The sequence below is a fragment of the Streptomyces sp. WAC06614 genome, from assembly GCF_003949795.1.
Classification (GTDB): Bacteria; Actinomycetota; Actinomycetes; order Streptomycetales; family Streptomycetaceae; genus Streptomyces.
The window spans coordinates 1-712 of record NZ_RPRY01000765.1 but is presented as its reverse complement, the minus strand read 5'-3'; the positions used below and the strand labels follow the sequence as shown (position 1 = coordinate 712).

1 pseudogene is annotated in these 712 nt (G+C 77.8%); it reads left to right on the top strand.

What is annotated here, in order from left to right:
• Positions 1-712 (top strand): annotated as a pseudogene (locus tag EF918_RS36375) (energy-coupling factor transporter transmembrane protein EcfT); the annotation flags it as partial.

Here is a 712-nt window from a genome sequence, read left to right as displayed (position 1 = left end):
CCCCGAGCTCCCCCTCCCCGCCTGGGCCCAGGGCATCCGCCTCGGCGGACGGGTCACGACCGAGCAACTCGTCTTCGCCTTCTACGAGGGCGCCAAGCTCGCCACCCTCCTCATCTGCATCGGCGCCGCCAACGCCCTGGCCAGCCCCGCCCGGCTCCTGGCCTCCCTCCCGGCCGCCCTCTACGAGGCCGGGGTCGCCGTGGTCGTCGCCATGACCTTCGCGCCGAACATGGTCGCCGACGTCGCCCGCCTGCGAACCGCCCGCCGGCTGCGCGGCCGCCCCACCGGCGGCGTCCGTGCCGTGCTCCAGATCGGCCTGCCCGTCCTCGAAGGCGCGCTCGAACGGTCCGTCGCCGTCGCCGCCTCCATGGACGCCCGCGGCTACGGCCGCACCGCCCAGGTCCCGCCCGCCGTCCGCCGCACCACCACCGCCCTCACCCTCGGTGGCCTCCTCGGCGTGTGCGCCGGCACGTACGGCCTGCTCGCCGCCGAGGGCGCCGGCTACGGACTCCCCGTCCTCCTCCTCGGCCTCGCCCTGGCCCTGGCCGGCCTCCACCTGGGTGGGCGACGTAGCGTCCGGACCCGGTACCGGCCCGACCGGTGGGGCGTACGGGCCTGGCTGGTGGCCGGGTCCGGTGCGGCCGTGGCCGCGCTGATGATCTGCGCGGCCACCGTCGCCCCCGCGGCCCTGGCCCCCGGAGTGGTCCCGCTC